Annotated in this window: 28 protein-coding genes and 1 tRNA gene; 13 read left to right on the top strand and 16 right to left on the bottom strand. The window is 65.3% G+C overall.

Going from position 1 to position 23744, the window contains the following annotated elements; genetic code table 11:
* The first annotated feature begins 19 nt into the window (after window positions 1–19).
* A complete protein-coding gene (locus AC04PT_RS01460; RefSeq protein ID WP_482871711.1) occupies window positions 20–625 on the top strand; it encodes a thioredoxin family protein in 606 nt (201 codons plus the stop codon).
* A 5-nt stretch (window positions 626–630) separates the two neighbouring features.
* Here the strand turns inward: AC04PT_RS01460 and AC04PT_RS01455 are convergent, their stop codons facing one another.
* From AC04PT_RS01455 to xseA, 3 genes are all read right to left on the bottom strand, one after another.
* Window positions 631–1257, bottom strand: coding sequence for a hypothetical protein (locus AC04PT_RS01455; RefSeq protein WP_482871710.1), 627 nt, complete (start codon window positions 1255–1257; stop codon window positions 631–633).
* 105 nt (window positions 1258–1362) lie between these two features.
* Complete coding sequence (locus AC04PT_RS01450; protein WP_482871709.1) at window positions 1363–1791, bottom strand: VOC family protein; 429 nt, start codon at window positions 1789–1791, stop codon at window positions 1363–1365.
* A 57-nt stretch (window positions 1792–1848) separates the two neighbouring features.
* Complete coding sequence (xseA, locus tag AC04PT_RS01445) at window positions 1849–3390, bottom strand: exodeoxyribonuclease VII large subunit (protein WP_482871708.1); 1542 nt, start codon at window positions 3388–3390, stop codon at window positions 1849–1851.
* 73 nt (window positions 3391–3463) lie between these two features.
* On the opposite strand from xseA, the gene purD reads away from it, so the two are divergent.
* Both purD and AC04PT_RS01435 read left to right on the top strand, forming a co-directional pair.
* Entirely contained in the window at window positions 3464–4726 is a 1263-nt protein-coding gene (purD, locus tag AC04PT_RS01440) for a phosphoribosylamine--glycine ligase (protein ID WP_482871707.1), read from the top strand.
* On the top strand, window positions 4723–5616 hold the full coding sequence (locus AC04PT_RS01435) for a bestrophin family protein (protein ID WP_482871706.1): 894 nt from the start codon (window positions 4723–4725) through the stop codon (window positions 5614–5616). Before purD ends, AC04PT_RS01435 begins: the two co-directional genes overlap by 4 nt.
* Window positions 5617–5619: 3 nt before the next feature.
* On the opposite strand, the gene AC04PT_RS01430 is transcribed toward AC04PT_RS01435, so the two are convergent.
* Both AC04PT_RS01430 and AC04PT_RS01425 read right to left on the bottom strand, forming a co-directional pair.
* Window positions 5620–6030, bottom strand: a complete 411-nt coding sequence (locus AC04PT_RS01430; protein ID WP_482871705.1) for a CopD family protein — start codon at window positions 6028–6030, stop codon at window positions 5620–5622.
* Window positions 6031–6077: 47 nt separating this feature from the next.
* Entirely contained in the window at window positions 6078–6338 is a 261-nt protein-coding gene (locus tag AC04PT_RS01425; RefSeq protein ID WP_482871704.1) for a DUF2312 domain-containing protein, read from the bottom strand.
* 129 nt (window positions 6339–6467) lie between these two features.
* On the opposite strand from AC04PT_RS01425, the gene AC04PT_RS01420 reads away from it, so the two are divergent.
* On the top strand, window positions 6468–6683 hold the full coding sequence (locus tag AC04PT_RS01420; protein ID WP_482871703.1) for a hypothetical protein: 216 nt from the start codon (window positions 6468–6470) through the stop codon (window positions 6681–6683).
* 25 nt (window positions 6684–6708) lie between these two features.
* Here the strand turns inward: AC04PT_RS01420 and AC04PT_RS01415 are convergent, their stop codons facing one another.
* Window positions 6709–6924: a hypothetical protein gene (locus AC04PT_RS01415; protein ID WP_482871702.1), complete on the bottom strand. Its 216-nt coding sequence runs from the start codon at window positions 6922–6924 to the stop codon at window positions 6709–6711.
* A 241-nt stretch (window positions 6925–7165) separates the two neighbouring features.
* Between AC04PT_RS01415 and AC04PT_RS01410 the strand changes: the two genes are divergently transcribed.
* Window positions 7166–7597 (top strand): protein tyrosine phosphatase family protein, encoded by a 432-nt coding sequence (locus AC04PT_RS01410; RefSeq protein WP_482871701.1) that lies wholly within the window; start codon window positions 7166–7168, stop codon window positions 7595–7597.
* A gap of 19 nt (window positions 7598–7616) precedes the next feature.
* Here AC04PT_RS01410 and AC04PT_RS01405 read toward each other — a convergent pair whose 3' ends face one another.
* The 4 genes from AC04PT_RS01405 to AC04PT_RS01390 are packed head-to-tail and all read right to left on the bottom strand — an operon-like array spanning window position 7617 to window position 12140.
* Complete coding sequence (locus AC04PT_RS01405) at window positions 7617–8708, bottom strand: FliM/FliN family flagellar motor switch protein (protein WP_482871700.1); 1092 nt, start codon at window positions 8706–8708, stop codon at window positions 7617–7619.
* Between the two features lie 59 nt (window positions 8709–8767).
* Window positions 8768–11491 carry an ATP-binding protein gene (locus tag AC04PT_RS01400; RefSeq protein WP_482871699.1) on the bottom strand — a complete coding sequence of 908 codons (2724 nt, stop codon included), beginning with the start codon at window positions 11489–11491 and terminating at the stop codon, window positions 8768–8770.
* Window positions 11488–11775 (bottom strand): hypothetical protein, encoded by a 288-nt coding sequence (locus tag AC04PT_RS01395; RefSeq protein WP_482871698.1) that lies wholly within the window; start codon window positions 11773–11775, stop codon window positions 11488–11490. Before AC04PT_RS01395 ends, AC04PT_RS01400 begins: the two co-directional genes overlap by 4 nt.
* Entirely contained in the window at window positions 11772–12140 is a 369-nt protein-coding gene (locus AC04PT_RS01390; protein WP_482871697.1) for a response regulator transcription factor, read from the bottom strand. The genes AC04PT_RS01395 and AC04PT_RS01390 overlap by 4 nt, the downstream gene beginning before the upstream one ends.
* A gap of 246 nt (window positions 12141–12386) precedes the next feature.
* Between AC04PT_RS01390 and AC04PT_RS01385 the strand changes: the two genes are divergently transcribed.
* Window positions 12387–13112: a sterol desaturase family protein gene (locus AC04PT_RS01385; protein WP_482871696.1), complete on the top strand. Its 726-nt coding sequence runs from the start codon at window positions 12387–12389 to the stop codon at window positions 13110–13112.
* 71 nt (window positions 13113–13183) lie between these two features.
* Here the strand turns inward: AC04PT_RS01385 and AC04PT_RS01380 are convergent, their stop codons facing one another.
* Genes AC04PT_RS01380 through rlmB form a run of 3 tightly spaced genes read right to left on the bottom strand, consistent with a single transcriptional unit; the run spans window position 13184 to window position 15003 of the window.
* The gene (locus AC04PT_RS01380) at window positions 13184–13816 is read right to left on the bottom strand and encodes a CDGSH iron-sulfur domain-containing protein (RefSeq protein ID WP_482871695.1); all 633 of its coding nucleotides are present in this window, start codon (window positions 13814–13816) and stop codon (window positions 13184–13186) included.
* 15 nt (window positions 13817–13831) lie between these two features.
* Window positions 13832–14161 carry a hypothetical protein gene (locus AC04PT_RS01375; RefSeq protein ID WP_482871694.1) on the bottom strand — a complete coding sequence of 110 codons (330 nt, stop codon included), beginning with the start codon at window positions 14159–14161 and terminating at the stop codon, window positions 13832–13834.
* Window positions 14162–14220: 59 nt separating this feature from the next.
* Window positions 14221–15003 carry a 23S rRNA (guanosine(2251)-2'-O)-methyltransferase RlmB gene (gene rlmB / locus AC04PT_RS01370; RefSeq protein WP_482871693.1) on the bottom strand — a complete coding sequence of 261 codons (783 nt, stop codon included), beginning with the start codon at window positions 15001–15003 and terminating at the stop codon, window positions 14221–14223.
* Between the two features lie 147 nt (window positions 15004–15150).
* Between rlmB and AC04PT_RS01365 the strand changes: the two genes are divergently transcribed.
* Window positions 15151–15234, top strand: a tRNA-Tyr gene (locus AC04PT_RS01365).
* A gap of 107 nt (window positions 15235–15341) precedes the next feature.
* Window positions 15342–16277, top strand: a complete 936-nt coding sequence (locus tag AC04PT_RS01360) for a ketopantoate reductase family protein (RefSeq protein WP_482871692.1) — start codon at window positions 15342–15344, stop codon at window positions 16275–16277.
* A gap of 25 nt (window positions 16278–16302) precedes the next feature.
* Here AC04PT_RS01360 and AC04PT_RS01355 read toward each other — a convergent pair whose 3' ends face one another.
* A complete protein-coding gene (locus tag AC04PT_RS01355) occupies window positions 16303–17274 on the bottom strand; it encodes an NAD(P)-dependent alcohol dehydrogenase (protein ID WP_482871691.1) in 972 nt (323 codons plus the stop codon).
* 89 nt (window positions 17275–17363) lie between these two features.
* Between AC04PT_RS01355 and AC04PT_RS01350 the strand changes: the two genes are divergently transcribed.
* The 3 genes from AC04PT_RS01350 (at window position 17364) to AC04PT_RS01340 (ending at window position 20109) form a co-directional block, all read left to right on the top strand.
* Window positions 17364–18266 (top strand): LysR family transcriptional regulator, encoded by a 903-nt coding sequence (locus tag AC04PT_RS01350; RefSeq protein ID WP_482871690.1) that lies wholly within the window; start codon window positions 17364–17366, stop codon window positions 18264–18266.
* Complete coding sequence (locus AC04PT_RS01345) at window positions 18263–18982, top strand: DUF1045 domain-containing protein (RefSeq protein WP_482871689.1); 720 nt, start codon at window positions 18263–18265, stop codon at window positions 18980–18982. Before AC04PT_RS01350 ends, AC04PT_RS01345 begins: the two co-directional genes overlap by 4 nt.
* 122 nt (window positions 18983–19104) lie before the next feature.
* Window positions 19105–20109: a hypothetical protein gene (locus tag AC04PT_RS01340; protein WP_482871688.1), complete on the top strand. Its 1005-nt coding sequence runs from the start codon at window positions 19105–19107 to the stop codon at window positions 20107–20109.
* 96 nt (window positions 20110–20205) lie between these two features.
* Here AC04PT_RS01340 and AC04PT_RS01335 read toward each other — a convergent pair whose 3' ends face one another.
* Window positions 20206–20622 (bottom strand): VOC family protein, encoded by a 417-nt coding sequence (locus tag AC04PT_RS01335; RefSeq protein ID WP_482871687.1) that lies wholly within the window; start codon window positions 20620–20622, stop codon window positions 20206–20208.
* Between the two features lie 220 nt (window positions 20623–20842).
* Here AC04PT_RS01335 and AC04PT_RS01330 point away from each other — a divergent pair, with 220 nt between their 5' ends.
* Window positions 20843–22135, top strand: coding sequence for an O-acetylhomoserine aminocarboxypropyltransferase/cysteine synthase family protein (locus AC04PT_RS01330; protein ID WP_482871686.1), 1293 nt, complete (start codon window positions 20843–20845; stop codon window positions 22133–22135).
* 101 nt (window positions 22136–22236) lie between these two features.
* Window positions 22237–22986 (top strand): FkbM family methyltransferase, encoded by a 750-nt coding sequence (locus AC04PT_RS01325; protein ID WP_482871685.1) that lies wholly within the window; start codon window positions 22237–22239, stop codon window positions 22984–22986.
* Between the two features lie 38 nt (window positions 22987–23024).
* On the opposite strand, the gene AC04PT_RS01320 is transcribed toward AC04PT_RS01325, so the two are convergent.
* Window positions 23025–23735 carry an SIMPL domain-containing protein gene (locus AC04PT_RS01320; RefSeq protein ID WP_482871684.1) on the bottom strand — a complete coding sequence of 237 codons (711 nt, stop codon included), beginning with the start codon at window positions 23733–23735 and terminating at the stop codon, window positions 23025–23027.
* Between the last annotated feature and the right edge of the window lie 9 nt (window positions 23736–23744).

Here is a 23744-nt window from a genome sequence, read left to right as displayed (position 1 = left end):
GTCCAAGGAGGTGACGACCATGGCAGTTTCTCCACCGGTCTGCGATTTCGGCTGGCAGGCCCCGTCGTTCGATCTGCCGGCGACCGACGGCCATCGCTACGCCTTGCAGGACGTCTCGGGTCCGAACGGCACGCTGATCATGTTCATCTGCAATCATTGCCCCTACGTGAAGGCGGTGCTCGACCGGATCATTCGCGATGCCCACGACCTGCAGGACCTCGGGATCGGCGTTGCCGCGATCTGTTCGAACGATGCCGAGGCTTACCCGGCTGACAGTTTCGACAACATGAAGCGGTTGGCGGACGCGCACGACTTTCCGTTTCCTTACCTGCATGACGAGGACCAATCGACCGCCCGCGCCTATCGCGCCGTCTGCACGCCGGACTTCTTCGGCTTCGACGTGCGCGGCGGCCTGCAGTATCGCGGCCGGCTGGATGCCTCACGCAGTTCCGCCGGGCCGGAAGACCTGCGGCGTGATCTCTACGAGGCAATGAAGCAAGTGGCAGAGACCGGGCGCGGCCCCGAGGATCAGATTGCGTCGATGGGGTGTTCGATCAAGTGGAGGGCACCGCCGGGCGACAGCCCCGCCGATGAGGCCCCTGCCGGCGGGACCCTGCCGATCTGATCACCTCATGACCGCGTTTCAGACGGGTCGACGGTCAACCCGCGAAAAGCGGGGAAGTCCGCATAGCGTGTGCGGCGTTCGTCAACTGACGGCGCGGGCGTGTCGCCGCGCCGTAACAATGTTCCGCGCGGCGCGATATAGCTTGAGATGGTGCGCAGCGGTTGCGGTCGCCAGGCGATGTTGAAGGCGCAGAGCTTCGGGAAAAACCAGATCTCGGAATAATCCAGGTGGTCGTGCAGCCACCACGCCAGATCACGCCAGTCGCGGCCCTGCGCGTAGAGGTCCGCGAACCAGGGGATCACGACGGTCGCGCCGGCCACCTCGAGTTTCGGCAGGTCCCAGATGTGGCACTCCAGCGGATGATCGTTGCGGGCGCAGTTGAGACGGTTTTCATTGCCGAACCTGTTGACCGCAGGTGACCGGTATCCCGAGCGCAGTGCCACCCTGCCAAAGGTTTCTTCCATCGGATCCAGCAGGGTTTCGCACAGCTTGCGGCCACGGGCGATGGCCAGTTCGGGATGCTCGGGAATGTTCTGCAAGCGGTGAAAATTCGCGATCTCGGAATACAGGAACTCCCGCATGTAGAAATGCCGCCCCAAACGCACGCGGCCGAGCGTTTCCAGGCTCCACATGCTGGCCGGTTTCCGCATCAGCCGCAGACCCCGACGACAGCCGCTGAGGACTTGCCTCGCAGACCTATCGGCCACCCCGGCCTGCGCGACGGTCCTATGGGCGTGTCATCCATACCCGTTCCAGCGAAAGGCGCCATCGTCGGCCAAGGGTGAGAACGGGTTGAAGGCGATTTCCCAGATATGTCCCTCGGGGTCCGCGAAATACCCGTGATACCCGCCCCAGAACGCCTCTTGCGGGGCTTTCAGGATGGTGGCTCCGGCGGCTTCGGCACGCTGCATCAGATCGTTGACCTCGGCCTTCGACGCAAGGTTATGCGCCAGCGTCACCTTGCCGGACCCGAGCGTGCCCTCCGCGACCCCGATATCCTCGGCCAGCGCGGCCAAGGGATAGAGCCCGAGCGTCTGGCCAAGCAGATCGAAGGCGATCACGCCATCCGGGGTATCCACCTGCTGCCACCCCAGCCTTTCATAGAAGGCGGCCGCATTGGCCATGTCGCGGACACCAAGGGTGACAAGGGATATGCGCTGTTCCATGGTTGCCTCCGTCGGATGTCCACAGGTGAACATACCGGGAACGCTTGCGCAAGTGTCTTAGAACAGCGACCCCTGTTCCGGAGGCTTGCGCGACCCGCGGCGCTGCGCGGGCTTGCCTGTTCCCAGTTTCAGCCTGCCATCGACGAATTCGATTTCCAGCCGCGACGCGGCTTCGGCCTCGGTCTTCGTCGTGATCAGACTGTCTTCGCCATGGATGACCGCATAGCCACGCGCCAGCGTCGCCTTGTACCCCATTGTTTCGCGCAGACGGTCCATCGACTCCAGCCGGGTTCTCTGCTCCCGCAGGTGTCGCAGACCGGCCTCGGAAAGCCGTGAAGAAAGGCTTGCAAGCCGCTCTCTGCAAACGAAAATGTCACGCATCACTTGGCGCTGAGACAGGCGCAGACCCGCCAGGCGGTCCTGTTTGCCATCCACGCCCCGACGCAAGACCGGCGCCAGTCTGGACGCAAGCTGATCCAGCCGCCGACGATCCTGTGTCAGCATCCGTCGCAGGGCAGACACCTGTACCGCGCCGGACACTTCGGACAGATGCACCCGGCGACGCGCGACGCCGCGCTCAAGCGCCACGGGCAGCCTGTCGCCCCAAGTGTCCAGTCGCTGCCGGGGTCCTTCGACAAGCGTCTCGGCGCGAGGCAAGGCCCGCGACAGATCCCTGAGCCTTTGCCTACGCTGCGCCAGTCCGCCGGTCAGCGCCTGGGCAAGTCGGCCGCCCTGGCCTTCGAGCCACGCCATGAGTTCCAACCGCACCGGCACCGCCATCTCCGCCGCCGCGGTCGGTGTCGGCGCACGCCGGTCCGAGACAAAGTCTATCAGGGTGGTGTCGGTCTCGTGCCCCACCGCCGAAATCAACGGGATCTGCGAGGCCGCGACCGCCCGCGCCACGATTTCTTCGTTGAAGCCCCAGAGATCTTCGATCGAACCGCCGCCGCGCGCCACGATCAGCAGGTCCGGTCTGGGCAGCGCGCCGCCGGCGCTCATCGCGTTGAAGCCTTCAATGGCGCGCGCCACCTCGGCGGCGCAGCCGGCCCCTTGCACTGCCACCGGCCAGATCAGCACCTTGCGCGGGAACCGGTCGCGCAGCCGGTGCAGGATATCGCGGATCACAGCCCCACTGGGAGACGTGATGACGCCAATGATTTCAGGCAGGTAGGGGATGGCCTTCTTGCGATCCTGGGCAAAAAGCCCTTCGGCGTCCAGGGCTTTCTTGCGTGCCTCGAGCATCGCCATCAGGGCGCCGACACCGGCGGGTTTGATATCTTCGATGACGATCTGGTACTTGGACTGCCCGCCGAACGTCGTCAGTCGCCCGGTGGCCACGACCTCCATGCCTTCCTCTGGCCGAGTGGTCAGGCGCGACGCCACGCCTTTCCAGATCACCCCCGACAGGACCGACCGATCATCCTTCAAGTCCAGATAGATATGCCCCGATCTTGGAGTCGACACCCGGCCGATCTCACCCTTGACACGGACATGCGCAAATTCGCCCTCGATGACTCGCTTGATGGCCCCCGAGATCTCGGAGACGGAAAACTCCGGCGCGTTCACCCCCGGTTCGGCGTCGTCGATCAGGTCGGACATCACTCTGCTCTGCTTGTAACTGCTCTGGCGTGACCCTAAAACGCGCCGAGACAAAGGCCAAGCGGAGAGCCCCATGAACATCCTCATCCTCGGCAGCGGCGGGCGCGAACACAGCCTCGCTTGGGCGGCGCTCCAGAACCCGAAGTGCGACAAGTTGATCGTGGCGCCGGGCAACGCCGGGATCGCGATGATCGCCACCTGCGCGAAGGTGGATATCACGGACGCTGGAGCGGTGCTGGCACTGGCCGAGGCCGAGAACATCGATTTCGTCATCATCGGCCCCGAGGCGCCTTTGGCGGCGGGTGTCGGCGACCGGTTGCGCGATGCTGGGATGCTGGTATTCGGTCCCTCGCAGGCGGCGGCACGGCTGGAGGCGTCAAAGGCCTTTACCAAGGAAATCTGCGACGCGGCCAAGGCCCCCACTGCCGCCTACGCACATTTCACCGATGCCGAAAAAGCCAAGGATTACATACGCAAGCAAGGCGCTCCTATCGTTGTCAAGGCGGATGGCCTGGCCGCCGGGAAGGGCGTGATCGTGGCGATGGACGAGGCCACGGCGCTGGCAGCCATCGACGACATGTTCGGCGGCGCCTTCGGGGCGGCCGGCGCCGAGGTGGTGATCGAGGAGTTCATGGAAGGCGAAGAGGCCAGTTTCTTCGTAATTTGCGACGGCAAGACCGCTCTGCCCATCGGCACCGCGCAGGACCACAAGCGCGTGGGCGAAGGCGACACCGGGCCGAACACCGGCGGCATGGGCGCCTATTCCCCGGCGCCGGTTCTCACGGAAGCCTTGCAGAAACAGGCGCTTGAGCAGATCGTCGATCCTACTTTGGCCGAGATGGCCCGCCGCGGCACGCCTTATCAAGGGGTGCTCTACGTCGGGCTTATGATCAAGGATGGGCAAGCGCGGCTGGTGGAATACAACGTGCGCTTCGGTGATCCGGAATGCCAGGTCCTGATGCTGAGGCTGGGGGCGCAAGCGCTCGACCTGATGCATGCGGCCGCCGAGGAGCGGCTGCACGAGGCGCAGGTGAACTGGGCCAACGATCACGCCATGACCGTCGTGATGGCCGCCACCGGCTATCCCGGAGATTACGATAAGGGAAGCGTCATCAAGGGCTTGGACTCCGCTCCTGAAGACAGCAGCCACATGGTTTTTCACGCGGGCACCTCTGTAAAGGATGGGGCGATCACCGCCTCCGGGGGCCGGGTGCTGAACGTCACGGCGCGCGGTGCGACGCTGCAGGAGGCGCGTGACCGGGCCTATGACATGGCGGACGGGATCGACTGGCCCGAAGGTTTCTATCGCCGCGACATCGGCTGGCGCGCGCTGTGATCCTGCGTGACAAGCCCCGGCTTGGCGATCTGTTGTTCGCGGTTCGCGGATCGGTTTTTCCGCTGATCCTGCCGCGGCTGATCGGGATGACGCTTATTTCGGCCGGGGTCGTGGCCGTCGACCGTTTCGTGACACCCTTGCCGCACCCCGCGACCGCACCGTTCGCGGTGTTCGGCGTCGCCCTGTCGCTGTTCCTCGGGTTCCGCAACGACGCTGCCTATAGCCGCTGGCGAGCCGGGCGGCAGCTGTGGGGGCAGATCATCGCCGACATGCGCGCCCTTGGCCGCGAAACCGAGGTTTTCCTGACCGATACCGCCCGCCGTGAGACCGTGCTGCGGATCGCGCTGGCTTTCGTGCACCTGCACCGGGTCAACCTGCGGAAGCTCAAGGACGACGGGCAGGCTGCGACATGGGCCGGCCGGGATTTCTCGGGCACGCCGCATCCGCCCGACGCCGCGCTGGACGCGATGTCGGCTGAATTTGCGGCAGCCGCGCGCGACGAAACCCTGAACGGCTTTGGCCAGAAGGCGCTGACCGAACGGCTGGCCAGCATCGGCGCGGCCCAAGCGGGTTGCGAGCGGATCGCCAGCACGCCGCTGCCCTACGTCTATTCGCTGCTGATCTTCCGCACGACCTATCTGTATTGCCTGCTGTTGCCGCTGGCCCTGCTGGAGCCCGCGGGCTGGATGACGCCGGTCTTCGTCGCAGTGGTGGCCTACGTCTTCTTCGGTCTGGCGGAAGTGACCGAGGAACTGGCCCATCCGTTCGGCGAGACCGTCAACGGACTTTCGCTGGATGCCATGTGCCGCACCGTCGAGATCAGCCTGGCGCCGCATCTGGGCCTTCCGGCGCCAGAGCCGAAACGCCCGAAAAACTACTATCTGAGCTGAGGCTCAGAAGGGTTTGACCACCACGACCCAAAGCACCGCGATCACGCCGAGCACGCTGATTTCGTTGAAGATACGGAGGTAGAGGTCGCTTTCGCGGAACTCTCCGCTGCGCGCGCGGGCCACCATGAGACCGGTCATCACGTAATGTCCGGCAAGTGCCGCCACCAACGCCAGCTTGAGCCAGACCCAGGGCGCGAAATCCCAGCTCCAGCCCAGCCAGAGCCCGGTCAGCAGGGCGATCACGCCGAGGCCCGCCGAAAAGCGGTAGAGCCGCACCGTCAGGTCGCCCAACGGCCCGAATTCACCCAGCCGCGCCCATTCGCGCTTCCAGTAGATCAGCGCGCGGGGGACCGCGAAGATCGAGGTCATCCAGCCCATCACGCAGAGCAGGTGTATGATCTTGACCCAGTCCATCGCCCTGCCCTTTCACATGGGCCGCCCGGGGCCGGACGGCCCGCCGCTTACATGCCGATCGCGGCCTTGTACATGTCGATGATCGCTTCCTGCTCGGCGATATCGTTGGGGTCCTGCTTGCGCTCGCGCAGGATCTGACGGATCGCCTTGACGTCGAAGCCGCGGCCTTTCATTTCGGCGAAGACTTCCTTGATCTGCTCGGCGACTTCCGCCTTTTCCTCTTCCAGCCGCTCGACGCGCTCGATGAACTGGCGGAGTTCTGCGCCGGTCGCGTCGGCTTGCGAGTCGGGACCACTTGTATCGCTCATGGGGGCCTCATGTTGGTTTTGCTCGGATCGGCCCTCTGCTAGCCGGTGGCCGCCCGCCCCGCAAGGGCTTGCGATGCCTTTGGCGCTGGTTTACCGACGCGCGAACGGACAAAGCCGGAGGGCGACGCGATGGAATGGCTGATCTGGGGTGGGGCTGCGGTCTCGGTTGCCGGGCTTGCAGGGCTGGTCTGGTGCATCGTCACCGTCATCCGCGCCCGCAAGGCGGCATTGCCGGACGACGAGATGCGTGCAGTGATGCAAAAGGTGCTGCCGCGCAATCTGGCGGCGCTGTTTCTGTCCGTGATCGGCCTGATGATGGTGATCCTGGGGATCTCGTTCGGCTGAACGCGGTCCCCTTTGCGTTCCGGCGTCAGACCGGCACGTTGTCGAACTGAGCCTCGACCAGATCGTCGATCCGGTCCTGTTCCGGCCGGGCGCGCCGGCGGCTCATGCCCAGACCAAGGCCCTGCGCCTTTTCATGCAGAGCGGCCAAATGCTGACGCAGTTGGGCCCGTTCACGAAAGCCGCTGGCGGCTATCTGGGACTCGATGTTGGCTACCAGGGTTTTGTAGTCAGTTTCCGACATGTTCTCGCCTCCCCGCGATTAAGGACACACTAACACTACGACAGATTCGGGTCACCCCGACGCGCACGTTATAGTTGTTTTGCGTAAAAGTTTCATCATAGTTGACGTATGTGCTGAATTTACCGGCATTCGAATAACTTGGCGCATCCCGCGCGCCGCCTCATGCAGGCAGGCCCGGAATTTGTCCACAACTTTTTTTGCCCGTCTGGACAGCAACAACGCCGCATCCTATGAGAAAGCCATGGACATTAGACACGTCGACAAGAGCTATCACGTCTCACCTCAGATCGCGCCCGGGGATGTTCCGTCCATCGCAGCCGCAGGATTTTCGACGGTCATCTGCAACCGGCCGGATGCCGAGGTGCCGCCCGAGTTTCAGGCCGATGCGCTGCGTGCCGCGGTGGAAGCCGAGGGGTTGAACTTCCATGTCCTGCCTCTCACCCATCAGACGATGACACCCGAGAACATCGAGGCACAGATGGCGCTGGTGGACGGCGCGAAGGGCAAGGTTCTTGCATACTGCGCCTCTGGCACACGGTGTACCGTGATCTGGTCACTGGCGCAGGCGATGCAGGGCGCGATGGACACCGACGCAATCCTCGCCAGGGCCGCCGAAGCCGGTTACGCGCTCGATGGTTTGCGCCCGCAACTGGATCTGCTGCGCGGTCGCTAGGACAGCGACGGACCTTACCTCATCCCTGTTCAGGTTCCGATGGGGTCCAGTCCGGACCGCCGGCACCGGGTAACGCGGTCTGTCCCGGCGCGGGCGGGCTGTCGAAATCCAGTGGCGGCAGGTCCGGCAGGGTTTCGGGCAAATCGGTCACGGCCGGCAGGTTGGGCACCGCTGCCCCCATGACATCGGGCAGATCGGCGACTGCGGCCGGTTTGGGGTCCGGCGGCGCAGCCAGCGCAGCCGCCACAGGCGCCGCGCCCTTGAAGCGCACCGCCCAGTTGTCACCCAACCGGCCAAGGTGCGCCCGGCCGGCCAATTGTCCGTCCAGTGCACGCAATTCTGCCTTTTCCAGCAGCAGGCCGCCCAGCGGCACCACGTCGCCGGGCTGCAATGCGCCTGCCTCGGACAAGGGCAAGCTGAGCCGCGCCGCGATTACCGACAGTTCCGTCGGGACGGCGAGGAAGGTCTCCTGCGGTTCCTTGCGGACCGTGGGATCGGGTTGCTCCAAAGGTTTCTCGGCCGGCAGCAGCAGGACCATCGTGCCGGTTCTGCGTCCCAGCGCCACATCGACACTCAGCCTCAGCATGTGAAAATCCGGTGCTTCCAGGGCCAAAGACAGGGCGCGCGCGCTTTCCACCATCGCACCGAAGCGAAACCCCAGAATCCAGGCGCCGTCGTCCGGGGCCGCGTCTTGGCCCAGCGAGGCATCGATCCGGTCCAGCGCAGAATCCAGCCAGGGCGCCACCATAGCGGCATCGGTCGGCGTCAGCCTGCGCTCGGTCACGGCCAAGGTGCTGACCGCGCCCATGGTCTGCACCTCGATCAGCGACGTCACCAGCGCCCGGTCAAGCGCCACGGCCCCGCGCGCGCCATCGGGTCCGTCAAGCAGGGCCAGCAGCATGTCGTCGGGCAAGGTATCTGTCAGCGCGTCGATGCCGAGATCGGATATCTTCAGCTCCGTCACCTGCAACGGCAGCTCAAGCAACTGCGCCGCGGACCGTGCGAGCCCCAGCCGAAGCGCCCGCGCGGGCGACATCACGCGGGTTTCCTGTTCCCTGCGTGCAGCAGAGGCAAGGTCCTTCAACAGGTTCGTTCGCCGTGTCTCAGCCATGAAATCCCGGTCGGCCATGGGCCCGTTCGGCCCGTTAAGCATGGCATCGATCTATGGCGTCAATTGGTTACCATCGACTTACGATCTTCGGCGTCGCGCGCGGATGCCAAGGGCAATGTGACCCGGAAGTGCGCATTGCGGGCGCCGGACAGGTATTCGATCCTGCCCCCCAGCCGATCCATGATCTGCCGACATATCGACAGCCCAAGCCCTGCTCCGCCAGCCCGCTGCGGCGAGGCGCGGGCGAACTTCTCGAAGATGAGGTCGAGCGCCTCGGGCGGTACGCCACTGCCGTTATCGATGAAATCGACATGCACCTGACCGTCAGACCCCGTTTCGGCGCGAATCGTCAGGAAGGGCGTCTCGGCGTCGCAATACTTGCGGGCATTGGTGATCAGGTTGATGAACACCTGCCCCAAGCGGTCGAAGTCGGTAACGAGCGGCAGTTCTTCCTCTTCGGGGATGCGCAGGATGCGCAGGCTCTGGCCATCCTCGCCCGTCGCCGCCGACGCAACCGCCTTGTCGAGCGCTTCGCGCAGGATGCCGGCGCGCATGTTCAAGTTCACCTGTCCGCTTTCCAGCACGCTGAGGTCCAGCAGGTCATCCAGCAACCGCGTCAGCCGCACCGATTCGTCATGGATGATCGACGAATACTTGCGTTGCTCGTCCGGCGACACATCCTGCGTATCGCGCAGGATCTCCGAAAACGCCCGGATCGACGTCATCGGCGTGCGCAGTTCGTGACTGATCTGGCTGAGGAAGGCGTCTTTCTGCACCGACAGGCGGGTCAGCTTTGCGTTGGCCTCGCGCAGCTTCGCAGCGGTGGCGGCCAATTCCTTGGACTGGGCCTGCAGCCGGTCGGAATATTCGATCATCTGCGCGGTCTCGTCGGCCACCGCCAGAAGCTCGTGCACCGAGACCGATGCACCGCCCACGATCTGCGCCACCATGGCGTGGGCCGTGGCCGCCCCGACCGAGCCCGAAAGCTCCCGTTCAAGGCGTTGCAGGAAGTCCGGGTCCGGCTCAGGCAGTTCGCCGGGATGCACGACCCGCCCCAGTTGCCGCGCGGCTTCCTGTTCAAAGAACGCCTGTGCCTCGCGCGCACCAAGGATGCGCTGCGCCATGACCATCAGGTCCTCGGCCTGTGCGGCCCCCGCCGACCAGCTGCGCGCCGATCCGGACTGGTCAAGCACGTTGACGAATTGCGCGCCCTGCAACCGCTCCATCGGGGTCGGGAAGGTCGCCAGCGAGACCACGAAGAAGCTCACCGCGTTGAGAAGCAGGCTCCAGAACACGGCGTGGACCAGCGGGTCGAGCCCGCCGATGCCGAACAACGCCTGAGGCCGAAGCCATGTCATGCCCGCAGGCCCGGCATCCAGCACGGCCTGCGGCACCACCCCGAGACCGGGCAGGAACATCGTATAGGCCCAGAGCGTGAAGCCCACCGACAACCCGGCCAACGCGCCCAACCGCGTGGCGCCGCGCCAGTAGAGCCCGCCGATCATCACCGGCAACACCTGCGCCACACCGACAAAGCTGATCAGTCCGATCGCAGCCAGCGCCGCGCCGCCACCCGAGACCCGGTAATAGACGTAGCCCAGCAGCACGATCCCCGCGATCGAGATCCGCCGCGACAACAGCACCACGTGCCGCACGTCGCCCGAAACGCTCGCGCGGGCGCCGGATAACCGCAGCCAGAGCGGCATGACGATGTGGTTCGACACCATGGTCGCTAGCGCCAGCGAAGCCACCACCACCATCGAGGTGGCTGAGGAAAAGCCGCCGAGAAAACTGAAGATCGCGAGTGCCGTCTGCCCCTCGGCCAGCGGCAGCGTCAGCACGAACAGGTCGGGGTTTGAGCCCGCAGGCAGCCGCTCGAGGCCCATCACGGCGATCGGCACCACGAACAGGCTTATCAGCATCAGATAGCCCGGAAACGCCCAGGAGGCGGTGCGCAGATGCGCCTCATCGGCATTCTCGACGACCATCACCTGAAACATGCGCGGCAGGCAGAGGAAGGCCGCCGCCGACAGGAAGGTCAGCGTCGCCCAGCGCCCGCCATGCATCTGCCACTGGCCGATCTCGGAGGCATCGATGCGCGCCAGGGTCTCGCTTACCCCGCCCGACAGGCCCCAGACCACGAAGACCCCGACAGCCAGCAAGGCCACCAGCTTGACCACGGCTTCCACCGCGATGGCCATGACCACGCCATGGTGACGTTCGTTGGCATCCAGGTTGCGGGTGCCGAACAGCACCGTGAAGAATGCCAGCCCCATGGCCACCCACAGCGCGGTCGACACACCGCTGCCGTCGCCGGTTCCGGGTTGGCCCGCAGCCTCGGCAAAACTGTCAAAAGACAGTGTCACCGACTGCAATTGCAGCGCGATATAGGGTGTCGCGGCAATCACCGCGAGCAGCGTGACGCCCACAGCCAGCAGGTTCGACTTGCCGAAGCGCGACGAGATCAGGTCGGCGATGGAGGTCACTCTCTGGGCCCGGCCCACCCGCACCAGCTTGCGCAGAACCCACCACCAGCCGATCATCACCACCGTCGGACCTAGATAGATGGTGATATATTCCATCCCCGACCGCGCGGCATAGCCCACCGCGCCGTAGAACGTCCATGCCGTGCAATAGATCGACAGGGATAGCGTATAGACGATGGGTGAGCGCAACCAGCGCCCGCGGCCCCGCATCGCACTGCGCTCGGCCACGAAGGCCACGAGGAACAACAGCGCAACGTAGAGCGTGCAGACGATGATCAGCAGGTTGACGCTGGTCATCGGGTTCTGTCCGCACGACCGTCGCGCTCGGCGTCCTGCACCTGTTCGCGGTCGTCACGCAGGTGGAGCGACAGCAGCAGCGCCACGCCGACCAGAAGCGCCCAGAGCGAAAAGAGATAGCGGATCGCGCCCGACATGGTGACACCGTCCGACCCCTGCGACCACAGGAGGGGCACCATGATCAGCACGATCGCCAGAACCGGCAGAAACCGCGCCGCATCCTGTATCCGCCGCCGCCGATAGGTCTGACGTTCGACGAACAGATGCCCGGGCCGCGGACTCATGCCGGGACCAGCTCGCGCACCGCCTCCAGTATCTCGGTGTTCGAGAAAGGCTTAGTCATGAAGCGGCTCGCCCCGGCGGCCCGCGCGGTTTCGCGGTCCCTGTCCTGCCCGCGCGCGGTCAGGATCAGTACCGGCAGCCCCTGCCAGCGGGGATCGGCGCGCAGCTCGCGCAGGATCTCGTAACCGGATTTGCCGGGCAGCATGACGTCGAGGATCAACAGGTCGGGCCCGCGCCGCTCGACCGCTTCCATGGCGTTCTGGCCATTGGAATGCGTGAACACCTCCCAGCCGTCGCGCGACAGGAAGAAGCTGATGGCCTCGGTGATGTTCGGCTCGTCCTCGATGACGAGAACCCGTCTGCCCATCGCGCCCTCCTCCCCAAGATCGCGCCTCGCAATATCAGCCAGTTATCGGCTGATTTCCCGGCCAAGTCAAAAGGGTTTGCCGCCCATGCCGGAGCCTTGCCAGCAGCATCCGGGGCCGACGGCGGACGCAACGTCTTTGCCCGGCATGGCCTGCGTGACAGCTGCATCCTGTTGCCCCGTCGGTTCATCCGGGTCAGACTGCGTGCTGTCACAGCCGGATCGCCGGCCGGCAAGAGGGAATGCATCATGCTCGCGACACTTCGGGTTCTGATCCACATGGGATCGCTCCAGCGTCTGGTCCCGGTTTGGATGATCGGGCTTGGCCTGTTCATCGCCTATTTTTCGCCGGTGCTGCTGCTGGCCGTCCTCTACGGCATTCTGCTGCAATTCGTGGTGGAGTACGCGATGCACCGCTTCCTGCTGCACCGCGAACCGCCCACCGAACAAGGTGTCTTCAACGAGCTTTACCGCAGCCATATCGGCCACCACGAAAGACCCGACGACCCCGAGTTCTTCACCGGCGGCGACGATTGGTACGCGCTGAAGTTCGGGCTGATCTCGGTGGCGCTGCACTGTGTCGTGCTATGGCCCTTCGTCGGGCTGTGGGCGGCACTCGTCTTCTCGGCTGTCGCGATCTTCCTCGGCTCTGTCACCGCCTATACGTTCTATGAATACTGCCACACGCTGGCACATCTGAAGGTTCCGAAGGGCTGGTTCGGAAAGAAGGTGACGCAGAGCCACCTGCGCCATCACTTCAACGATCACGAGACCACCTTTCACGTCAGTTTCGGCATGGGTTGGATCGACCGGATTTTCGGCACCCCCTATGACCGCTCCGCCGCGAAGGACCGCTATGATCCGCACACCATCCTGTCGCTCGGCATGGACCCCGAGGACCTGCGGTTGGTCACAGCGCGCAAGACATACGGCGTGAATCTCACGTTGCGGTCGAAAGCGAAACAACGGGGTTAGCGTCCGGACGCCCCTTGCACGACACGGTTACTGCGGGCGGTCCCCCTACCGCGCCAGCACTGGCATTCCGGTTACACCGCGTCGCCGTGAAACCCCGCGTCCTTGTGACTGCCATCGCAAAACGGCTTGTTGCCAGATTGCCCGCACCGGCACAGGACCAGCTTGCCGGCCCGCTTGACCTTGCGGCCGGTGCCCGAGACGACCTCGGCCGGGCCGGTCAGCACCAAGGGGCCGTTTTCGCGTGCAGCGATCGCAAGAGGCCCGTCCTCGGCTTCCTTGTCTTCGGCCTCTGACGGTTCTCCGGTGGCGGTGAACCCGGCTCTCACGTGACTGTAGTCGCAATAGGGTTTTTTCTTCGACAGCCCGCACCGACAGAGCGTCACCCGCGTACACCGGTCTCCGCCCAATGTCAGATCGCCCGCCACCGCCAGGGGTCCGTTTTCCTGCACCTCAACCCGGTTGACCTTCGGCGGGGTCTCTTCCGGTCCGCCATCCCGGCGGCTGAAGGTCAGCGCCCCCGACGGACAGGTGCGGATCATTGCCGCGATCTCCTCGGCCGGGGCAGCGTCGGGATCGACCCAGGGGCGGCGCGACGGGTCGAAGACCTCGCTGAGCCGCAGGTAGCAATTGCGCGAATGGATGCAGCGCGCCATGTCGAAACTTACCGCGATGTCGCGGCCCTCGTAGGTCTTCGGTTTCGCCATGGCCGTACCTCCCTGTCAGTCGAAGATATCCTCGATCACATCGAAAGCCTCGTCGAGGAACCAGCTGACCCCGCGTTTGCGCTTCGACTTCTTCTTCTTGCGCCCGCGGTCGGCGCCGCGCAACTCCCACAGCGGGTTGGGTGTCACGCCCTTCCGCCTTTGCGGCTTCGGCATCCGCTTGGGCGTTTCGTAATCCGCCATCCGCGACGCGGGCATCTGCTTGAGATCATGCAGCGGTGCCCCGCAGGAGGCGCAGCTCAGCTCATGGCTCTTGTCACCGCGCAGGACCAGTGCCGCGCGGGTGCCGCAGTAACAACATGTGGCGATCTTCGTGCCCTGCGGCATGTGCTCTCTCCGCTCTGTCCGGGGTTCAAGGTAAGCACTGGTGCCGCGAAAGGAACCCCTCAGCCGCGTGGCAGGCTGGCATAAAGCGCCACTGCCGCGGCGTTCGACACGTTGAGCGACCCGAAAGCCCCGGCGAAGGCGATCTTCACCAGTGCGTCGCAGCTTTCGCGCGTCCGTTCGCGCAGGCCGGGTCCCTCGGCGCCCAGCACCAGCGCCACCGGGCGATCGGTACGGTCCTGCAAGGCGGTCTCGATGGTTTCATCCGCCTCGCCCGCCAGCCCGAGCACCAGATAGCCCATGTCGCGCAACTCAAGGATCGTGTCGGACAGGTTGCGCACTCGCAGGTAGGGCTGCCGTTCAAGCGCGCCGCTGGCTGTCTTGGCCAGGGCACCGGTCTCGGGCGCCGAATGCCGCGCCGGCGCGATCACCGCCCGGGCGCCGAACACCTCGGCCGAGCGCAGGATGGCGCCGACGTTATGTGGATCGGTCACCCGGTCGAGCAGCACCAGCCGCTGCGGCCCCGCGCCGCCGGCCAGGGCCACCTCCTGCACACCGCCCCAGTTCAGCGGCTTCACCTCGAGCGCCGCGCCCTGATGCACCGACTGCGGATCCAGCGGCGCCGGAAATTTGCGCGGATCGGCCATCTCCGGCGTCATCCCGCTGGCGGCAATCGCCTCGGCCAGCTTGTCGGCGGCGTTGCGCGTCACGATCAGGCGCAGCTTCTCGCGCCTGGGGTTTTCCAGCGCGTCGCGCACCGCGTGCAGGCCGAACAGCCACACCGTCTCGGCCGCCGCCGCGCGCTTGGCCTGTTCCTTCTCGACCACCCATTTCGGTTTCTTCATGCCCTGCCCTCCGGATTCGCGCGACAATGACGCCGCCGGATCCGGGGTGCAAGCAGCCACGAGGAATACCCGGCGAAAAGCCCCGCGATTTTCCCGGTTTTTCGCCTTGACCTCGCAACGGGGCATCATTAATCAGCGCCACACAGTGGGCGACAGGCCGCAAGGTGTGGCAGGGGACTGTAACTCCCTCGCGGAGACGCACGCCTGGTTCGATTCCAGGGTCGCCCACCATTTTCCCTCAGGCGAAATGGTGTAACCCGGTCCCGGCGGCCGGAAATCCTTTCCTCACGGCCGGTTCCACATGATAGTTGACCAAAGGTCATGAGGGAGGCGGCGTCATGAAGATCGCAGTGATGGGTGCAGGCGCGCTGGGCGGCTACTTCGGCGGACGGCTGGCCCAGGCCGGGCACGACGTTACGCTGATTGCCCGTGGCAGTCACCTAGAAGCGCTTCAACAGGACGGATTGCGCATCCGCAGCCAGAAGGGCGACGCGCATCTGCCCGACATTCGCGCCACCGGTGACCCTGCCGAGGCCGGAACGGCCGAGGTCATCCTCTTCATGGTCAAGAATATCGACGTCGAACCCGCCGCCGAGGCGATCCGCCCGATGCTGACCTCCGACACCATGGTGGTCACCTGTCAGAACGGCGTCACCGCATGGGAGCGTCTGGCGGCCGTCATCGGGGATGGGCATGTCGTGCCCGGGGTCGCCCGTATCCCCGGGGCCATCACCGCCCCCGGCGAGATCACCCACTCCGCGCCTTTCGACATGTTCACCTTCGGCGAGGCCAAGGGTGGCACCAGCCCGCGCTGCGACCGGCTGCACGAAGTCCTTGCCGAGGCCGGCGTCACGCCGGTGCTGCACGACAATATCCTCAACGACCTCTGGACCAAGTTCTGCGGCCAGTCCACACTGGCCTCGCTGACCACGCTTACCGGGCTGGACGTCGGTCCCCTGCGCGCCAATGCGGCCTCGTGGCGACTGTTCCGCTCTGCCATCGAAGAGGCCGTCACGGTCGCCCAGGCCGCGCAACCGGCGCTGCCCGCCGACACGGTCGAGACGATCTGGACTTTCATCCAGAACCTGCCGGACCACATGCACGCCTCGATGCTCGACGATCTGCGCAACGGCAAGCCGCTGGAGCTCGAATACCTCAGCGGCGACGTGGTCAGGATCGGCGCCCGCCATGGCATCCCGACACCGATCCACGCCACACTCTACGCGGCGCTGAAGCCCATCGCCGATCCGCTGCTTCCGGCGACAGGGGCGTAAGGCCCCTCCGCGGCCCGCTTGTCCCTTACGCCGCCATGTCCAGCAACACCGCACCCTCCCGGTGCCGTCCCTCGACATGCTGATAGGCTGTCCTGATGTCCGCCAGCGGGTAGCGCCGGTCCACCACCGGCCGCAGCCTGCCCTCTGCGATCAACCCGCCCAGCACGTCGAGGTCGGCGCGCGTGTCGCCACTGATCGCTATCGCAATCCAAGGCCCACCGCGCAGCCGCGCCCACAGCGCCTGTCCCAGTTCGCGCAGGCCGAAGTTCAACGGCACGAAGACGCCATTCCGCCCCAGAAGGTGCCGCAGGTCGCCAAACCGCGCCGCGCCCACCGTATCGACAACGGCATCGTAATTCCCGGTCACATCGCGCAAACGTTGCTGCCGGTAGTCGACGAAATCGTCCGCGCCCAGCGACCGCACGAACCCCTCGTGCCCGCCCGAGGCAACCCCCGTCACCTCGGCGCCCAGCGCCTTCGCGATCTGCACGGCATAGGCCCCGACGCCGCCCGAGGCGCCGATCACCATGATCCTTTGTCCTGGCCGCACTTTCGCATGGTCGCGCAGGAACACCAGCGCGGAAAGCCCGCCGAACGGCACTGCCGCCGCCTCCTGCAACGATAACCCCTCCGGCAGAGGCGCCACCGCGCCTGAGGCCTTGACCACAAGGTATTCCGCGTGCGCCCCCAGCATCGTGAAACCGTAGACCTGTTGTCCGAGCGCGAACTCCGTCACCCCCGCACCCAAGGCCACCACTTCGCCGGCGAAATCGCTGCCCAGCACCGCTGAGCGCGGCCGACGAAGGCCGAACATCAGCCGGCCCGGCACCGCCAGCACACCGGGAAACGCCGCCGCTCTCAGGCGCCAGTCCGCCGTGGTCACGCTGCCATGCGCCACTTTCACCAGAATTTCGCCCTTGCCCGGTTCGGGTTGGGCCAAATCCTCGATGCGAACCACCTCCGGTCCGCCGTATTCCTTGTACACCGCCGCTTTCATGTAAGCCTCCTATCGCGTTGCCGCAAAGTAAGCCATGCACATCCCTTCGGGGAATTGACCAATTCCGCAGGCCTGATATGCGTCAACGCATGGACTGGCGCAGCGTCACCTTCGACTGGAACCGGGCGCGGGCGTTTCTCGTCACCGCCGAGGAAGGCTCCTTGTCGGCCGCGGCGCGGGCGCTGGGAATGGCGCAGCCCACCCTTGGGCGGCAGGTCAGCGCGCTAGAGGATGAGCTTGGGGTCGCCCTGTTCGAACGCACCGGGCGCGGACTGGAACTGACGCCATCGGGGCTGGAACTGATCGACCACGTGCGGACCATGGGCGAGGCCGCCACCCGCATCTCGCTGACCGCCTCCGGCCGTTCGCAGGATATCAACGGGCACGTCCGCATCACCGCGTCCCAGATCTATTCCGCGTTCCTGCTGCCGCCGGTCATCGCCGAGCTTCGCGCCGTCGCTCCCGGTCTCGAGATCGAGATCGTGGCGACCAATGCCGTCACCGATCTGCGCCGCCGTGAAGCCGACATCGCCATCCGCAACGCCCAACCGGAGGACCCTGCCCTTACCGCCAAGCGCATCGCCATCGACACCGGTTGGTTCTATGCCTCCGATAGCTACCTCGCCCAGCGCGGAATGCCACGGTCGCTCGACGACCTCGCCGGCCACGAATTCATCGCAATGGACAGTGCCGAGAGCATGATCGGCGCTTTCGCCCGCTTCGGCATCGCTCTGACGCCCGACATGCTGGCGATCCGCTCGGACAACCACCTCGTGCATTGGGAACTGGCGCGGCAGGGTGTCGCCATCGGCATCGCGCCGGAGTTTCTGGGCGACACCACCCCCGGCATGACCCGCCTGCTGCCGGGGAACGGCCCGATAGAGTACCCTGTCTGGCTGGTGGCCCACCGGGAGGTCAAGACTTCGCGCCGCATCCGACTTGTCTGGGACACGCTCGAACGCCACCTGCGCGCGCGCCTGCGCAAGAAATGACGATGCAGCCCCGCTATGCGCTCTACTACACACCGCCGCCCGGCCCGCTGGCCGAGGCGCTGAGCCATTGGCTGGGCTGGGACCCCGCCGTAGGATGCGAGCGTCCGCACCCCGTTCTGCCGGGCCTGCCGCGGCCGGTGTCCGCCCTGACCGAACGGCCCCGCAAATATGGCCCCCATGGCACGCTGAAGCCGCCTTTCCACCTTGCCGAAACGCGCACTGCCGCGGCGCTGGACCGCGCCGTTCAGGATTTCGCCGCCACACGACCTCCGGTCGCGCTGGAGGGCCTCGACCTCGCTCGTATCGGCGGCTTCCTCGCCCTTGTCCCGCGCGGAAACACCGACGCCCTTTCCGCCCGCGCGGCCGAAATCGTCCGGTATTTCGATGCCTTCCGCGCGCCACCCGGCCAAGCCGAGATCTACCGCCGGCGCAAATCGACCCTGAGCCCGCGACAGGAGCAGAACCTTGCCCGCTGGGGATATCCCTACGTGTTCGAGGATTTCCGCTTTCACATCACCCTCACCGACCCCTTGCGCCGTGACGAGCTTCCCGTAATGAAAGACAGCCTCGCGGCCCATCTCGCACCGCATCTCTCCGGCCCCTTCACGCTCGACGCGCTGTCTCTGCTGCGCTCCGACCCCGCGACGGGGCGCTTCCACCTGTTGCGTCGCTCGGCATTCGCGGTGCCGGCCGGCGACACGTTCGTCTCACGTTGAGCATGCAGACACGGGCCCTGCGGCACTGCCCGAAAAAGACCACCGAAATGCTTTAGGCACGGACTTTTCCGGCCTATAGTCGGCGAAAAAGACGTCATTACAACACCGGGGGCAGCCAGCCAATGACGGCAGAACCGATAGGCGACACGCCGTTCAACATCCTGATCATCGGCCAGTCCGGGCGTCTGCAATACGAGGCGCTGATCTTCGCCGCCTCGCTGCGCCACCACATGCGCGGCTTTCGTGGCAAGCTGTTTCTGGCCGAGCCGCAGCCAGGCCCGCTCTGGCCCAACGATCCCCGGATCCGTGACGAGGACCTGCGCAACCTTCTGCTGGAACAGGGCGTCGACTTTGTGCCGTTCGAAAGCCGCCACTTCGGCAAGGCCTATCCCTACGGCAACAAGATCGAAGCGCTCTCCGTCCTGCCCGAGGGCGAACCCTTCGTGTTCTTCGATACCGACACGCTGATCACCGGCGACCTGCGCGAGGTGCCCTTCGACTTCGACCGTCCCACCGCCTCGATGCGGCGCGAGGGCACCTGGCCCAAGATCGAGCTTTACGGTCCGGGCTACACCGAGACGTGGAAGGCGCTTTACGACCGCTTCGGGCTGGACTTCGACAGCTCGCTGGATCTGAGCCAGCCCGACGAATACTGGCAGCGCTACCTCTATTTCAACGCCGGGTACTTTTTCTACAAGTGTCCCAAGCTGTTCGGAGACCGTTTCCTCGACTACGCCCTGACCATCCGCGACGACCCGCCGTCCGAACTGGCTTGCCAGCCGATGAACCCCTGGCTCGATCAGGTCGCCCTGCCCTTGGTGATCCATTCGCTCGGCGGCGGCCGCGACACCCTGCCCGCGGGCATGCTCGACGGTACGCACACCTGCCATTACAGGGTGCTGCCGATGCTCTACGCGCGCGAGCCGAAACACGTGATCGACACGCTCGAGACCGTCACCGGCCCCAACAAGATCAAGAAACGCCTAAAGGATCACGAACCGGCGCTTCGGATGATCTATCAGGGCCGCGGCCACAAGGTGCGCGAGATGTTCGACCAGGACAACCTGCCCGGCCGCGAGCAGGCAATCCGCAACCGTATCAAGCGCGAAGGGTTCTGGATGCGGTAGAGAAAGGCTGGACGGGGCGCTTATCACTGGGGCTGAATGTCAGCACAGAGCCCAGACCGCGTGATGCTGAGGCTGGTCCTAATGTCGGCTCCCGCGTTACCTATCGCGCCCGGGTTCGTTAGGATCACTGGAAAACAGCGCGATCTTGTTGCCGTGCGGATCACGAAGATAGCCGACGTAGAAATGGGGACCATAACAGGCCCGAAAACCTGGTTGCCCGTCGTCCGAGCCGCCCGCAGCTAAAGCGGCGTCATGAAGGTCACGGACCTGTTTCTGCGATTGCGCCTGAAATGCGACCATTGCGCCGTTCCCAGCCGATGCAGATTTCCCATTGAAGGGAGATTTGACGTAGAAATCCGGCTGAACGAGGGACTGAGCTGGCTCTGCGGGCAAAATGTAGCTCAAGTCTCCGTGATACGCTTCAAGCCTGTAGCCAAGAGCTGGGAGGAATGCCGAGTAGAAGCGTTCAGCCTTCGCGATGTCGTCTGCTCCTACGGTGACGTAAGCAATCATACTGTAGCGTTCCTCCAAGAGTTTCGGCGACGATCATGGGATCGCCGCTCGGCAGAAGAGTAGCATAACCGGAACCAGCCATTGCAGCAGCCGACGCGAAAGCTCACTTTGTCCGCAAATCCGGTACTCAGCGCAGTGACGTTCGAACCCTGAGGGTCATAACCTCTGGCCTTCCGCTCCCCTCCTGCATAACCTCCGCGGAAATTTGACGGAGGACCCCATGACCGACGCCCCCACCTATGGCTTCGACACGCTACAAATCCACGCAGGCAGCAGGCCCGATCCGGCGACCGGCGCGCGACAGACGCCGATCTACCAGACCACGGCCTATGTATTCCGCGATGCCGAACATGCGGCGGCGCTCTTCAACCTCCAGGAAGTCGGCTACATCTATTCGCGGCTGACCAACCCCACGGTCGCGGTGCTGCAGGAACGTGTCGCCACGCTCGAAGGCGGCGTCGGCGCGGTCTGCTGCTCGTCGGGGCATGCGGCGCAGATCATGGCGCTGTTTCCGCTGATGGGGCCGGGCAAAAACGTGGTGGTGTCGACCCGGCTTTACGGCGGATCCGTCACCCAGTTCAGCCAGACCATCAAGCGGTTCGGCTGGGAGGCGAAGTTCGTCGACATCGACGACACCGACGCGGTCAAGGCGGCCATCGACGATGACACCCGCGCGGTGTTCTGCGAAAGCATTGCCAACCCCGGCGGCCATATCGCCGACCTGGACACCCTTGCGTCGATCGCCGACGGCGCCGGCCTGCCGCTGATTGTCGACAACACCTCGGCCACGCCCTACCTCTGCCGCCCGATCGAGCATGGCGCGACCCTCGTGGTGCATTCCATGACCAAATACCTGACCGGCAACGGCACCGTTACCGGCGGATGCGTGGTGGATTCCGGCAAATTCGACTGGTCCGCGTCGGACAAGTTCCCCTCGCTCAGCCAGCCGGAGCCTGCATACCATGGCCTCAAGTTCGCCGAGACCTTTGGCCCCCTTGCCTTCACCTTCCACGGCATTGCCATCGGGTTGCGCGATCTTGGCATGACGCTGAACCCGCAGGCGGCGCATTACACGCTGATGGGGATCGAGACCCTGTCGCTGCGCATGGAACGCCACGTGCAGAACGCCGAGAAGATCGCGGCATGGCTCGAGGGGCATGACGCCGTCGCGGGCGTGACCTATGCCGGGCTGGACAGTTCGCCCTACAAGGATCGTAAAGCCAGGATCTGCCCCAAGGGCGCCGGCGGCCTGTTCACCGTGGCCTTGAAGGACGGCTATGATGCCTGCGTCAAGTTCGTCGACAGCCTCGAGCTGTTCAGCCATGTCGCCAACCTCGGCGACACCCGCAGCCTTGTGATCCACTCGGCCTCGACCACCCACCGACAGCTGACCGAAGAGCAGCAGAAGGCGGCGGGCGCCAGCCCCGACGTGGTGCGCATCTCGATCGGGACAGAGGACGCCGACGACCTGATCGCCGATCTCGACCAGGCGCTGACCAAGGCCTCTGCCTGAGGCTTGCAACACCTCGCGCCCCGCACATCCTGTGGGGCGCGAAATCACTTGGTGCCGTCAGGCCTGCTGCCTATGCTGTGGAAAAGACAGCGAGGCCCGAGATGCAGACCCGTCCAGTCCCGGCCAAAGGCGCCGAAAACGCCCTTGCAGACCCCCAATTCGCCCGGACCGTCGCGGTCAACGAATACGGGTTCTATTGCATCCCCGACGACTACGCCAAGCGTGAGGTGCCCCGCACGCTGCTGTCCGGCGGCGTCTACGAACCGAACACGCTGAGGTTCCTGCGCCGCTGGGTGCAGGACGGCGACATCGTCACCGGAGGCGCCTTCGTCGGCGATTTCCTTCCCGCGCTGTCGCAGGCCATGGCCCCCGGCGCCACCGTGCACAGCTTTGAGCCGGTGCCGCTCAGCCATGCCGCCGCGCGCGAGACCCTGCGGCTGAACCGGCTGCGGAACGTCGCCCTGCATCCGCTTGCGGTGGGAGAAGCGGCCGGAACGCTCAGCTTCCTCGTGGTGGCCGACAATGGCGAACCGATGGCGGCGCGCGCAAAGGTGGTCGACGCCCCAATCCCCGGTCGCACCGTCGATGTACCGGTGGTGACGATCGATACGCTGATCGACGCCTCGCGCCGGGTGCGGATCCTGCATCTCGACCTCGAAGGTCATGAATGGCCTGCCATGCTGGGTGCGCGCGGCCTGATCCAGCGCTGCCGCCCGTTGATCGTGCTCGAGGTCGACAGACCCCGGGCGCAGCGAAGAACCGAAGAACGTTTGAACGAACTCTTCCCCGATCTCGGCTATCGGATGGCTGGCCTGATGGAGCGCAATGCCTTCTTCCTGCCGACAGAGTGACCGCTGCCCGGCTGTCCGATACCCGGATGGCACCCCGATCAGCGTTGCGGCCCGATCCGGTACACGATGGTCACCTCTGCCGAAAACGTCAGCTCGCCCGGCGCGATGGCCATACCCTCCGCCGATTCCATCCGCGCGAACACCGGGCCCGGCGGCTGCGACGCGCCCGGCTCCGAAATGCTCAGGACCTCTCCCAAACGTACCCCCGCGGCTTGCGCATAGATCCCGGCCTTGCGCCGCGCATCGGCTACAGCGTTTCGGCGAGCGGTATCCAGCAGCGGCTCGGGGTCGCGCAATCCGAAGCTCACGCCCGAGAACCGATTCGCCCCGTCCGCCAGAAGCAGCTCGAGCACGTCGCCCAGTTGATCCATCTCGCGCAGGCGGATGGTCATGTCATTGCGCGCGACGAACCCGACGATCATCGGCGCCTCGGCCGGTTGCGTGTTCGAGCGCGGACGCCACACAGGATCGAGCCTCAGCGTGGTGGTCTGCACGTCGCGCGGCTGCACGCCCTCGGCCTGCAGACGCTCAAACAGCCCGCGGACGTCGGCGGTAACCTGCGCCATCGCTGACCGTGCATCGCGGGCTTCATGGGCCACGCCCAGCGTCACCGTCGCGACATCCGGGCTGGCCTGCACCTCGGCCCGACCGGTGACGACGATCTGCCCCTCAGCGCCGGCGTCCTGCGCCGACGCGGACAGCGTGATCAGCCATACGGCAAAGGCGTTTGCAATCAGTACCCTCAACATTCCCGCGCC

Source organism: Litorisediminivivens sp. KMU-197 (genome assembly GCF_056858395.1).
The sequence above is the reverse complement of the archived record's forward strand: the minus strand, read 5'-3'. Positions and strand labels throughout refer to the sequence as shown.